Consider the following 12,079-nt stretch of genomic DNA (forward strand, 5'->3'; position numbering starts at 1 on the left):
CTCCCTGGCAGCTTCAGGCGTTGAACGCCAGGAGTTGGGCACCCTCTGTCACCTGCTCGCCGATGCCGTACAGCACTTCGCTGACGACGCCGTCGGCCGGCGCACAGATGGTGTGCTCCATCTTCATCGCCTCCATCACCAGCAGCGGCGCGCCGCGCGTGACGGCGCTGCCGGCTTCGACCATCACGGCGATAACCTTGCCCGGCATCGGCGCGGTGAGCTTGCCGCCCTCGCCTTCGGCCTCGCCGGCATGGGCCAGCGGGTCAATCCGGGTCAGTGCCACGTGCCGGCCGGCATGGAAGACATGGAACTCGTCGGCTTCCGCATGCACCTGTCCGTGCACGCGCCGGGTGCCGAGGTCGATGCGGATGTCGTCGGCCTGGCAGGCAGCGGTAAATGGAGCGGCCTGGTCCGCGTAAGTCAGGGTGCTGCCGCGCTCATTGGTGTTCAAGGTCACGTGGAGCAACTGATCGCCGTAGGCGAACTTCAGCGTGCGCGACGCCCCGCCGTTGAGCCGCCACGCCCCGCCATGGGTCCACGGCGAATGCTGGTCGGCGGCATCGATGCGGCGCTCGCGCGTCTCGCGGTCCAGCAGCGCCGCCACCGCCAGCGCGATGATCTCCATGCCGACCGGCGCCGGCGGCGGGAACAGGATCTTCTCGTTGCGCTCGATCAGGCCGGTATCGAGATCCGCCGTGCGGAAGGCCTGTGACGACACCAGCCGCTGCAGGAAGGCCACGTTGGTCGACAGCCCCACCACGTGGTAGGCCGCCAATGCCTGGCGCATGCGCGCCAGCGCCTCGTCGCGATCCTTGCCCCACACGATCAGCTTGGCGATCATCGGGTCGTAGAACGGGCTGATGGTGTCGCCCTCGCGCACGCCGGCGTCAATGCGGATACCCGCCGGGCCGTGCGCATCACCGCCACGCATGAACTGCACCGCCGGCGGCGTGCGCAGGAAGCGCAGCGTGCCGGTGGACGGCAGGAACTGCTTGTCGGGATTCTCCGCGTAGATACGCGCTTCCAGCGCATGGCCGTCGATGCGCAACTGCTCCTGCGTCAGCGGCAGCGCCTCGCCGGCGGCGACGCGCAGCTGCCATTCGACCAGGTCCTGCCCGGTGATCATCTCGGTGACCGGATGCTCCACCTGCAGGCGTGTGTTCATCTCCATGAAGTAGAACGAGCCGTCCTGGTTGGCGATGAACTCCACCGTGCCGGCGCCGACGTAGCCCACGGCCTTGGCCGCGGCGACAGCCGCTTCGCCCATCGCGCGGCGGCGCTCCCCGGTCATGCCTGGCGCCGGCGCCTCTTCCAGCACCTTCTGGTGGCGCCGCTGCACCGAGCAGTCGCGCTCGAACAGGTAGACGCAGTTGCCGTGGGTATCGGCAAATACCTGGATCTCGATATGGCGCGGGCGCGTCAGGTACTTCTCCACCAGCACCTTGTCGTCGCCGAAGCTGGCCGACGCCTCGCGCTTGACCGAGGCCAGCGCGGCCTCGAAGCCGTCGCCCGACTCGACCACGCGCATGCCCTTGCCGCCGCCACCGGCGCTTGCCTTGAGCAGCACCGGGTAGCCGATGCGGTCGGCCTCGCGGCGCAGCAGCGCCGGATCCTGGTCCTCGCCGTGGTAGCCCGGCACCAGCGGCACCGCGGCCTTTTCCATCAACTGCTTGGCCGCGCTCTTGCTGCCCATCGCGTGGATGGCCGATGCGGGCGGGCCGATGAAGACCAGCCCTGCCGCGGCGCAGGCCTCGGCAAAGGCTTCGTTCTCGGACAGGAAGCCATAGCCCGGGTGGATGGCCTGGGCGCCGGTCTCCTTCGCCATCTCGATGATGTGGTCGGCACGCAGGTAGCTGTCGCGCGCGGCCGCGCCGCCGATATGCACGGCCTCGTCGCAGAAGGCGACGTGGCGCGCATCGGCGTCGGCATCCGAGTACACCGCGACGGTGCGGATGCCGAGCCGGCGGCAGGTGGCGGCCACGCGGCAGGCGATCTCGCCGCGGTTTGCGATCAGGACTTTGTTGAACATGACTTCGCCTTTCGCTCCACGCTCGGGAGCGTTCTTAACAACGATTCTGGGTGGTGCCCTGGAGACTGGCAGGCTTACATGCGGAACACGCCGAACTTCATGTCGTCGATCGGCGCATTGAGGCTGGCCGACAGACCCAGCCCCAGCACCGTGCGCGTCTGCGCCGGGTCGATCACGCCGTCATCCCACAGCCGCGCGCTGGCGTAGTACGGATGCCCCTGGTGCTCGTACTGGTCGCGGATCGGCTGCTTGAAGGCGTCTTCTTCCTCGGCGCTCCACTTGCCGCCCTTTGCTTCGATACCATCCCGGCGCACCGTGGCCAGCACGCTCGCCGCCTGCTCGCCGCCCATCACCGAGATGCGCGCATTCGGCCACATCCACAGGAAGCGCGGCGAGTACGCACGCCCGCACATGCCGTAGTTGCCCGCGCCGAACGAGCCGCCGATGATCACCGTGAACTTGGGCACCTGCGCCGTGGCCACCGCCGTCACCATCTTGGCGCCGTTGCGGGCAATGCCTTCGTTCTCGTACTTGCGGCCCACCATGAAGCCGGTGATGTTCTGCAGGAACACCAGCGGGATCTTGCGCTGGCAGCACAGCTCGATAAAGTGCGCGCCCTTGAGTGCGGACTCCGAGAACAGGATGCCGTTGTTGGCAATGATGCCGACCGGGTAGCCCCAGATGCGCGCGAAGCCGCATACCAGCGTGGTGCCGTAGCGCGCCTTGAACTCGTCGAACTCGGAGCCGTCGACGATGCGCGCGATCACCTCGCGCACGTCGTAGGGCTTGCGCGTGTCGGTGGGGATCACACCGTACAGCTCCTGCACCGGGTACAGCGGCTCTACCGGCTCGTGCAGGCGGATCTGGTCGGGCTTGCGCCGGTTCAGGTGCTGCACGATATTGCGCGCCAGGCTCAGCGCATGATGGTCGTTCTGCGCGAAGTAGTCGGCCACGCCGGACAGGCGGGTGTGCACGTCGGCGCCACCCAGGTCTTCCGCGCTGACTTCCTCGCCGGTGGCGGCCTTCACCAGCGGCGGGCCGCCCAGGAAGATGGTGCCCTGGTTCTTGACGATGATGGACTCGTCGCTCATCGCCGGCACATAGGCGCCGCCGGCGGTGCAGGAGCCCATTACCACCGCGATCTGCGGGATGCCCTGCCTGGACAGGTTGGCCTGGTTGTAGAAGATGCGGCCGAAGTGGTCGCGGTCGGGGAATACATCGTCCTGGTTCGGCAGGTTGGCGCCGCCGGAATCCACCAGGTAGATGCATGGCAGGTTGTTCTGCTCGGCGATCTCCTGTGCCCGCACATGCTTCTTGACCGTCAGCGGGTAGTAAGTGCCGCCCTTGACGGTGGCGTCGTTGCAGACGATCACGCATTCCTGGCCGGCCACGCGGCCGATGCCGGTGATGATGCCGGCGCCGGGCGCGGCATTGTCGTACATGTCGTACGCGGCCAGCTGCGACAGCTCCAGGAACGGCGTACCCGGATCGAGCAGTTGCTGCACGCGCTCGCGCGGCAGCAGCTTGCCGCGCGACAGGTGCTTGTCACGGGCCGCCTCGCCGCCGCCTTCGGCCAGCTTCGCGATCCTGGCTTCCAGGTCGGCGACCAGGGCCTGCATTGCTTGCGCATTGGTCTTGAACGCTTCGGAGCGGGCGTTCAGCTTGGTTTCTATTGCCGCCATAAGGGCCTCGGGCAGTCGGTTGTTGGTTGTGGTCAGTCAGCGCGCTCAGGCCGTCCTGGATTCGCCAAGGTTCAGGTCACGCATCATCTGGTCGCGCATCACGAACTTCTGCACCTTGCCGGTCACGGTCAGGGGCATCTCATCGACAAAGCGGATGTAGCGCGGGATCTTGTAATGGGCGATCTGGTCACGGCAAAACGACCGGATCTCGTCCTCGGTGGCGCTTTCGCCCGGCTTGAGCACGATCCACGCGCACACCTCCTCGCCATACTTCGGGTCGGGCACGCCGAACACCTGCACGGCCTGGATCTTGGGATGGCGGAACAGGAATTCCTCGATCTCGCGTGGGTAGATGTTTTCGCCGCCGCGGATCAGCATGTCCTTCACGCGGCCGACGATATTGCAGTAGCCCTCGTCGTCGATGGTGGCGAGGTCGCCCGTGTGCATCCAGCCGTCGCGGATGGATTCGGCGGTGCGGGCCTCGTCGTCCCAGTAGCCCAGCATCACCGAGTAACCGCGCGTGCACAGCTCGCCCTTCTCGCCCACCGGCACGGTGGCGCCGGTGGCGTCGACGATCCTCACTTCCAGGTGCGGCTGGATGCGGCCCACGGTGGTGGTGCGCTTGTCGAGCGGGTCGGTGGTGCTGCTCTGGAACGAGACCGGGCTGGTCTCGGTCATGCCGTAGGCGATCGTCACCTCGGACATATGCATCTGCGCCACCACGCGCTTCATGGTCTCGATCGGGCACGGCGAGCCGGCCATGATGCCGGTGCGCAGCGAAGAGAAATCGTAGTCGCCGAAGCGCGGGTGGTCGAGCTGCGCAATGAACATCGTCGGCACGCCGTGCAGCGCGGTGCAGCGCTCTTCGCTGACGGCCTGCATGGTCGCTTCCGGGTCAAAGGCCTCGCCGGGGAATACCATCGCCGCGCCGGTCGAGACGCAGGCCAGCACCGACAGCACCATGCCGAAGCAGTGGTAGAACGGCACCGGGATGCATAGCTTGTCCTGCTCGGAGAAGCGCATCGCCATGGCGATGTAGCGCGCATTGTTGATGATATTGCGATGCGTGAGCGTGGCGCCCTTGGGTGCGCCGGTGGTACCGCTGGTGAACTGCACGTTGATCGGGTCATGCCGGTCGAGCTGCGCGGTGAGGGCGTCCAGCGTTTCACGCGCCACGCCCTCCCCCTTGGCCATCACCTCGGCATAGCGGATCATGCCGGGCGTCTCATCTTCACCCATGCGGATCACCCAGCGCAGCGACGGCAGGCGCGCGGCCTGCAAGGCACCCGGCTCGCTGGTCGCCAGTTCCGGCGCCAGCGCCTGCAGCATCTCCAGGTAGCGCGAGGTCTTGAAGGCCTCGGCCGCGACGATCGCCTTGACGCCGACCTTGTTCAGCGCGTACTCGAGCTCGGCCAGCCGGTAGGCCGGGTTGATATTGACCAGCACCAGCCCCAGCCGCGCGGTGGCGAACTGCGTCACCAGCCACTCGACCCGGTTGGGCGACCAGATGCCGACGCGATCTCCCCTCACCAGCCCCAGCGCATGCAGGCCCGCTGCCAGCGCATCGATCGCCCCGGCGAACTCGCGCCAGTTCCAGCGCACGCCCTGCTCGCGGAACACCACTGCTTCGCGCTCAGGGAAAGCGGCCACGGTCTGCGCCAGGAACGCCGGCACGGTCTGCTCGGAAAGCGGAATACTGGTGTCGCCGCGCACATGCGACAGCCCGCCGATCGGCAGAATGGTGTGAAGCGGCTCTCCCTGCGTCTTCATACTTGTCTCCAAAGCTCGTCGTGTTTCGTGCCTGATGTTTCTTGAGCTTAGCTCAATTTTTCGACTGCCACCAGATTCCAGACCATTTCAGGGGTTTACCCCTAAAAATCGATCCCACCCCGCCAGATGTATGCTTTGCGGTATTGGCCATGGAGGCCGAATGATGGAAAGGTATACGGTGCCCGGGAAAAATTCAATAGGTACTTGAGTGTTACTCAAGTTACCAGGAAAAGGAGTACCATGGCATCACATGGAGCGCGCACGCAGCCTCGGCAGCCTGCATCCCTCGCGCCGCGGCCAGACGGGCGCGGCCTATAATTCCGCCTTTCCGCCAGCTGGGCTCAGACACATGGAAGAGATCACCACCCCTCGCCGCGTACCGGCCGGCGCCAAGGCGGAACAGCGCATCCGCGACATCCTGCGCGTCAGCCGCGAGGTGTTCGCCGAACTGGGCTACGAACGCGCCACGACCACCGAGATTGCCCAACGCCTGGGCATCTCCGAGGCAACGGTCTTCACCTACTTCCATGGCAAGCGCGCGCTTTGCGTGCGGGTGATCGAGGACTGGTACGACGAGATCATCGATGCCATCGAGCAAGGCATGCCCCGCGGCCAAAGCACCAGGGCGCAACTGGCGTTCTATGTCAGGACGCACCTGCAGCTGTTCCTGATCCAGGGGACCGGCCTGTGCGCCCTGGTGCTGTCGGAAGGCCGGGCCAAGGGGCCGGACCTCGGCGAGATGTTCGTACCGCTGCAACGCCGCTATACGGCCCCGCTGATGGACCTGCTGGCGCGCGGCAGGGAGAATGGCGAGATTCGCGACGACCTGCCGCTGAGCCTGATGCGCTCCGCCATTCTCGGGCCGATGGAGCATATCCTCTGGGATGCGATCGCGCGCGAGCGCGAAGTCGATATCGACAAGACCGCCAGCGACATGGTGGCCTTGCTGTGGCCCGCATTGCTGCCGGTCAATGTCGAGGTGGAAAAACTGCGCGCCTTCTATGGCGAAGTCGGCGCGGCGCTGAGGAAGGCCGAAGGCGCCTGACCGCCTGGCCGGCTTGAGCGGCCGGTGGAAGCCGATGTACCGGAGATTGCGACATGGCCATCCAGCTCAACCACACCATCGTCTTTTCTCATGACAAGCAGGCATCCGCGGACTTCCTCTGCGAGATCCTCGGGCGTCCCCCGGCCAAGCCGTTCGGGCCGTTTCTCGGCGTACGGCTCGACAACGATGTCACCCTGGACTTCATGGACGCGCAAGGCGATGTGGCCCTGCAGCACTATGCCTTCCTGGTCAGCGACGCCGAATTCGATCAGGGCTTTGCCCGCATCCGCGCACGCAACCTGACGTACTGGGCGGACCCGTACCGCCGCCGCCCCGGCGAGGTCAACACCGACGATGGCGGCCGCAGGATCTACTTCGAGGATCCGAGCAAGCACTTTCTGGAAATCTTCACGAGGGCCTGAGTTGCAGGCGCCGGCTGCCGTGGGCCTTTGAAGAGACACTGGCGCCCGGCCACACCCGCTCGGCGCTTTTCAGCGTTTACTGCGCTTGGTTGACGCGGTTGCACCCCATAAAATGAAGTTGCGCCTTGGAACGCGGCCCTGGTTTCTGCCGCAGCAAAGGAGGATGTCATGGAACTTCATATGCAATCGCATCGCTACACGCACCGGTGGCCGGACTGGCGTGCGGCGGCGCTGGCGGGCATTGTCGCCGGGGTGGTATTCCTGGTGCTCGACCTGCTGGCGGCCATGTTGATGGGGGCCAGCGTCTGGAAAACGCTGACCATGATCGGCGCCATCCTGCTGGGCCCGGATGTGCTGACGCAAACCGCCACCTTCCAGATGAGCGTGCTGCTGGCGGCCGTGGTGGTCCACTTCGTACTCTCGGTCGTGTTCGCGCTGATCCTGGCGACGATCATGGCGCCCTTCCATTTCGATTCGAGCGTCGGCATGGCCTCGGTGGTGGGAGCGCTGTTCGGCCTGGGCTTGTTGCTGGTGAACTTTTACGGAATGACCGCCGTCTTCCCATGGTTTGCCGAAGCGCGAGGCTGGGTGACCGCCATTGCCCACATCGTGTTCGGCCTGGTCGCGGCCGACTCGTACCTGAAACTGGAGCGGCATGCTGATACGCCTGCGGGCGCATAGGAAACCGGAGCCCGGCAGCGAACAGCGGCAAGGTGCGTGATCCATGCAGACCGCCGCCTACCCCTATCAGCCCGTGCGTGAGCGGGGCACGCTGATGTGCTTCCTGCTGGCCTTGCTCATGCACCTGCTGCTGGGCGTCCTGCTCTATTACGGCGTGCGCTGGCACAGCGCGGCGCCCGAGGGCGTCGCGGCCGAGTTGTGGGAACCTATCCCCGAAGCCACAACCCCGGAGCCGGCGACCAGGGCAGCGCCAGCGCCAAAGCCGGTCGAAGAGGAAGAGGCCGATATCTCGCTGCAGGAAAAGCAGCGCAAGGCCGCGCTTGCCGCGCGCGAGCAAGAGCAGGCGCGGCTGCGCGAGAGCGAGGCGCGCGCCGAAGCCGCCCGCAAAGAGGATGCGCAACGCAAGGCGACGGAAGCGCAGCGCCAGGCCAGCAACGCCCAGCGCCAGAGCGAACTGGCGCGGTTGCGGGCGCAGGCGGGCGGCACCAGCGCCGCGGCCAACGCCGGGTCCGGCTCCGGCGCCTCCGCAAAGGCTTCATCCGGCTATGCCGAGCGCGTGCGGCAACGGGTCAAGCCGAACATCATCTTCAACGAAGACCTCCCCGGCAACCCGGCGGCGGTGGTGGCCGTGAGCATGGCGCCAGACGGCTCGCTGCTGTCCACGCGCCTTGCCAAGTCAAGCGGCAATGCCAGCTGGGACAACGCCGTGCTGCGCGCGGTGCAGCGATCCGACCCGCTGCCACGCGACACCAACGGCGTCGCCCCTTCCAACATCCTCATTACCTTCTGGCCCAAGGACCAGGGCGGATAGCCGGGCCGCTTCCCGCGCCACGGCAGGCCGGAATCGCCCCCTCAATCTCGCTTTCGGCACGATTTGAGCATTGTATTCTAAATTTACGCAAATTTTAGGAATAGGATTACAATCGCAGCCAATCTGGAAGGAAAATTCGCATGCATGTGCTCCCGGCCCGCCAATATCATGAATAGACAAGAACAAGCCGACGGAGCCCGTCATGCCAACCGCATCCCCCCTTACTGCCGCACGCCCGGTCAATGCACCTCCCCTGCCCCTGCCGGCCGCACCGCTCGACCAGCTGGCGCTGGACCTGGCGGGCATTTTCGCCAACAGCGCGCGCATGGTGGCCAGCCAGATCGCATCACACCTGACCGACACCGACACCCTGCTGGCCGCATTGCCGCCGGGCGCCTTGCTCGGCTCGCCGGAAACCTATACCCGGCACCTGGTCTATGGCGATCCGATGGAGCGCTTCTCCGCCATGGTGCTGGTCTGGCGCCCGGGGCAGGCGAGCCCCGTGCACGGCCATCGCACCTGGTGCGCCTACCGCGTGCTGCGCGGCACGCTGACCGAGCGGCATTACCAGTGGGATGCCGCCAGCCGGCACGCGCGCCATACCAATACCGTCATGCGCACGGCCGGCGATACCTTCAGCGTGCCAAGCGGGCTGCAGCACATCCATGCGCTCGGCAATACCAGCGACGAGATCGCCGTGTCCCTGCATCTCTATGGTGTCAGCCGCGACCATATTGCTACCGGCGTGAACCTGCTGGTGCCCACCGCCGACGCCTAGCCGCACACAGCGCAGGGTGCGGCCGGCGCCCCACCCTCACCTGACCGCTACGCGCCATGGACCGCTACGACAAACAGATCCTTGCCATCCTGCAGGAAGACGCCACCGTGCCGGTGGCGGAAATCGGGGAGCGCGTCGGGCTCAGCTCGACGCCATGCTGGCGCCGCATCCAGAAGCTGGAAGAAGCCGGCCTGATCCGCAAGCGCGTGGCGCTGCTGGACGCCGGCAAGCTCAATGCCGGCGTCACCGTCTTCGTGTCGGTCCGGACCAGCCAGCACAACGTGAACTGGCTCAACCAGTTCCACGGGCTGGTGTCGTCGATCCCGGAAGTGACCGAGTTCTATCGCATGGCAGGCGACACGGATTACCTGCTGCGCGTGGTGGTGCCCGATATCGCCGCCTACGACCGCGTCTACAAGAAGCTGATCCATGGGGCGGAACTGGCCGATGTCAGCTCCAGCTTTGCCATGGAGCAGATCAAATACACCACGGCCCTGCCGCTCGACTATGCCTGAGGCCGCACTTGCGCTGTTTCCGCGCCAGCGGCCAGCCCGTCGGGACTAGCAATTTGCGCCATTTCGGCGCATTTTCTCGTTTCAAAAACGCGAAAACCGCCCTCCAGGTCATTTTGTCGCCAGGCGATCTCTGTCATCCAACCTGCTGCGACGCATCAATAGCTGTAGAATATGCGGCCCCTATTCAAACGGTCGCGGCGTCCGGTTTTTGGCCCTCGCCCCACCGATACCCCCCGCGAGCCTTGACAGCAGGTCCGAAAACGCACGCCATCGTGCGCACTGCCGTCGAAACGCGATGCACGAAGGAAACCGTAGTAGATGACAAGCGGCGCACAACGAACGGCAGCCAAAACACGAGCAACAGCGGTCAAAGACACTGGCCAGACCAACACGGCGCCGACGGCGCAGACTGATACCGCGGCGGAAGCCACGGCGCGCAGCCAGCAACTGCGCGCCCTGATCCAGCTGGGCAGGCAGCGCGGCTACCTGACCCACGCGGATATCAGCGACCACCTGCCGGAGAACTTCACCGACACGGCGGCGATGGAAAGCATCGTCAGCACGTTCGCCGAGATGGGCGTGAAGATCTACGAGCAGACGCCGGATGCCGAGACGCTGCTGCTGAGCGACGCCCCGGTGGTGGCCTCGGACGAGCAGGCCGAGGAAGAGGCCGAGGTGGCGCTGGCGACCGTGGACTCCGAGTTTGGCCGGACCACCGACCCGGTGCGCATGTATATGCGCGAGATGAGCTCGGCAACGCTGCTCACGCGCAAGCAGGAAGTCGAGATCGCCAAGCGGATCGAGGATGGCCTGAACAATATGGTGCATGCCATCTCGGCCTGCCCGTTCACCGTCGCCGCCATTCTGGAGCTGTCGGCCAAGGTCGCCAGCAACGAAATCAGCATCGACGACGTGGTCGACGGCCTGAGCGACGAGAGCATTGCCGAGCCTGTGGCCGCGTCGGCCGCTGACGAGGCCGACGACACCATCGACAGTGCCGACGAGGCCGATGACGATGCCGACGACGCCGCTGACGAAGGCGGCAGCCAGCAGAGCGCCGAAGCCGACCTGGCCAAGCTGCGCGACGAATGCATGAAGCGCTTTGCGCGCGTCGCCGAGCAATTCGAGCGCATGCGCGAGGAAAGCGAAGCCCACGGCACGGCGTCGGCAGCCTTCCTGGCCGCGCGGGATGCGGTGCGCGAGGAACTGCGCACGATCCGCTTCACCGCGCGAACCATCGAGCGCCTGTGCGCCAACGTCCAGGCCATGGTCGACGAGGTCCGCGTGGTCGAGCGCCAGGTCGTCCAGCTGCTGGTCGAGCGCTGCGGGATGGAGCGTGAGGACGTCGTTGCCCGCTTCCCCGGCAATGAAACCAACCTCGCCTGGGGCCAGGATCTTGTCGCCGAATCGCGCCCGTACAGCGCGGCGGTCGCGCGCGCGCTGCCGGACCTTGAGGCGCATCAGCAAAAGCTGATCGACATCCAGGCCCGCGCCGCCCTGTCGCTGCCCGAACTGAAGACCGTCAACCGCAAGATGCTGGCCGCCGAGCGGCAGATGCGCCAGGCCAAGCATGAGATGACGCAGGCCAACCTGCGCCTGGTGATCTCGATTGCCAAGAAGTACACCAACCGCGGGATGCAGTTCCTGGACCTGATCCAGGAGGGCAACATCGGCCTGATGAAGGCGGTCGACAAGTTCGAGTATCGCCGCGGCTGGAAATTCTCGACCTACGCCACGTGGTGGGTCCGCCAGGCCGTCACGCGCGCGATCGCCGACCAGGCCCGGACCATCCGGGTGCCGGTGCACATGATCGAGCAGATCAACAAGCTCAATCGCCTGTCGCGCGAGATCATGCAGCAGACCGGCAAGGAACCCGATCCGGCGGTGCTGGCCGAGCGCCTTGACATGACCGAGGACAAGGTCCGCTCGATCATGAAGATCGCAAAGGAGCCGGTGTCGATGGAAACCCCGGTCGGCGAGGATGGCGATACCAGCCTGGGCGACATGATTGCCGACTCGGACACGGCCACGCCGGCCGACGCCGCGCTGCAGGCCGGCCTGCGTGCCGTGGTGCGCGAGATGCTCGATGAACTCTCGCCGCGTGAAGCCAAGGTGCTGCGCATGCGTTTTGGCATCGACATGTCGACCGACTACACGCTGGAGGAAGTCGGCAAGCAGTTCGATGTCACGCGCGAGCGGATTCGCCAGATCGAAAGCAAGGCCATGAAGAAGCTGCGGCATCCCAGCCGCGCGGATCAGCTGATCACCTACCTGCGTGACGCGTGATACTTGCCGGCAATACCAGCTTGGCCGACTGACACAGCGCAGACAGGGTAATGCTGTTCA

The 12,079-nt window shown here is 65.8% G+C and carries 11 protein-coding genes; 7 read left to right on the forward strand and 4 right to left on the reverse strand.

Annotated elements, in window-relative coordinates:
* Window positions 1-13: 13 nt before the first annotated feature.
* The 3 genes from ACZ5MJ_RS10265 to ACZ5MJ_RS10275 all read right to left on the reverse strand — a co-directional run bounded on the left by ACZ5MJ_RS10265 (window position 14) and on the right by ACZ5MJ_RS10275 (window position 5,481).
* Window positions 14-2,029, reverse strand: coding sequence for an acetyl/propionyl/methylcrotonyl-CoA carboxylase subunit alpha (locus ACZ5MJ_RS10265; RefSeq protein WP_464219125.1), 2,016 nt, complete (start codon window positions 2,027-2,029; stop codon window positions 14-16).
* A gap of 74 nt (window positions 2,030-2,103) precedes the next feature.
* Entirely contained in the window at window positions 2,104-3,711 is a 1,608-nt protein-coding gene (locus tag ACZ5MJ_RS10270) for a carboxyl transferase domain-containing protein (protein WP_464219126.1), read from the reverse strand.
* 45 nt (window positions 3,712-3,756) lie between these two features.
* Window positions 3,757-5,481: an AMP-binding protein gene (locus ACZ5MJ_RS10275; protein ID WP_464219128.1), complete on the reverse strand. Its 1,725-nt coding sequence runs from the start codon at window positions 5,479-5,481 to the stop codon at window positions 3,757-3,759.
* Between the two features lie 349 nt (window positions 5,482-5,830).
* Between ACZ5MJ_RS10275 and ACZ5MJ_RS10280 the strand changes: the two genes are divergently transcribed.
* From ACZ5MJ_RS10280 to ACZ5MJ_RS10305, 6 genes are all read left to right on the forward strand, one after another.
* Complete coding sequence (locus tag ACZ5MJ_RS10280; protein ID WP_464219129.1) at window positions 5,831-6,526, forward strand: TetR/AcrR family transcriptional regulator; 696 nt, start codon at window positions 5,831-5,833, stop codon at window positions 6,524-6,526.
* Window positions 6,527-6,579: 53 nt separating this feature from the next.
* Window positions 6,580-6,948 (forward strand): VOC family protein, encoded by a 369-nt coding sequence (locus ACZ5MJ_RS10285; protein WP_464219130.1) that lies wholly within the window; start codon window positions 6,580-6,582, stop codon window positions 6,946-6,948.
* A 168-nt stretch (window positions 6,949-7,116) separates the two neighbouring features.
* Window positions 7,117-7,629, forward strand: a complete 513-nt coding sequence (locus tag ACZ5MJ_RS10290; RefSeq protein ID WP_464219131.1) for a hypothetical protein — start codon at window positions 7,117-7,119, stop codon at window positions 7,627-7,629.
* 43 nt (window positions 7,630-7,672) lie between these two features.
* A complete protein-coding gene (tolA, locus tag ACZ5MJ_RS10295) occupies window positions 7,673-8,440 on the forward strand; it encodes a cell envelope integrity protein TolA (protein ID WP_464219132.1) in 768 nt (255 codons plus the stop codon).
* A 202-nt stretch (window positions 8,441-8,642) separates the two neighbouring features.
* Entirely contained in the window at window positions 8,643-9,218 is a 576-nt protein-coding gene (locus ACZ5MJ_RS10300) for a cysteine dioxygenase family protein (protein ID WP_464219133.1), read from the forward strand.
* Window positions 9,219-9,274: 56 nt separating this feature from the next.
* A complete protein-coding gene (locus ACZ5MJ_RS10305; RefSeq protein WP_464219134.1) occupies window positions 9,275-9,733 on the forward strand; it encodes an Lrp/AsnC family transcriptional regulator in 459 nt (152 codons plus the stop codon).
* Here the strand turns inward: ACZ5MJ_RS10305 and ACZ5MJ_RS10310 are convergent.
* On the reverse strand, window positions 9,724-9,870 hold the full coding sequence (locus tag ACZ5MJ_RS10310) for a hypothetical protein (protein WP_464219135.1): 147 nt from the start codon (window positions 9,868-9,870) through the stop codon (window positions 9,724-9,726). The two genes, ACZ5MJ_RS10305 and ACZ5MJ_RS10310, sit on opposite strands and share 10 nt — an antisense overlap.
* 181 nt (window positions 9,871-10,051) lie before the next feature.
* On the opposite strand from ACZ5MJ_RS10310, the gene rpoD reads away from it, so the two are divergent.
* Window positions 10,052-12,019 (forward strand): RNA polymerase sigma factor RpoD, encoded by a 1,968-nt coding sequence (gene rpoD / locus ACZ5MJ_RS10315; protein ID WP_464219137.1) that lies wholly within the window; start codon window positions 10,052-10,054, stop codon window positions 12,017-12,019.
* The last annotated feature ends 60 nt before the right edge of the window (window positions 12,020-12,079 follow it).

The sequence above is a fragment of the Cupriavidus sp. LA-1 genome, assembly GCF_055385985.1.